This window comes from Micromonospora sp. SL1-18 (genome assembly GCF_047921505.1).
GTDB lineage: Bacteria > Actinomycetota > Actinomycetes > Mycobacteriales > Micromonosporaceae > Micromonospora.
Genome location: NZ_JBLROA010000255.1, coordinates 1 through 296, shown reverse-complemented (window position 1 = coordinate 296; position 296 = coordinate 1). Strand labels below are relative to the sequence as shown.

At 66.2% G+C, this 296-nt stretch carries 1 protein-coding gene; it reads right to left on the bottom strand.

Annotated elements, in window-relative coordinates:
* Nucleotides 1–282 (bottom strand): helix-turn-helix domain-containing protein (locus ACNAW0_RS30835; RefSeq protein WP_416291553.1); only part of this gene is annotated, 282 nt, incomplete at its 3' end.
* Between the last annotated feature and the right edge of the window lie 14 nt (nucleotides 283–296).

Sequence of the window (296 nt, the reverse complement as noted above, 5' to 3'; positions counted from 1 at the left end):
GTCCACGGTGATCGACGGTGGACGGCCCGGCCGGTCCTCGTCGACCAGGCCGTCCAACCGCTTCGCCACGAACCGGCTGCGCCACTTACCGACCGTCGCCGCCGAGATACCCAGATCCCGCGCGACCTGCGTGTTGCTCGACCCATCGGCGCATGCCAGCACGATCCGGCACCGCAACGCCAACGCCTGTGACGACTTCGAACGCCGAGACCAGCGAATCAACGAGTCACGCTCTACATCAGACAACACCAACTCGGGCTTCGGCCGTCCAGTCCTCGCCATCCACCCAGCCTACA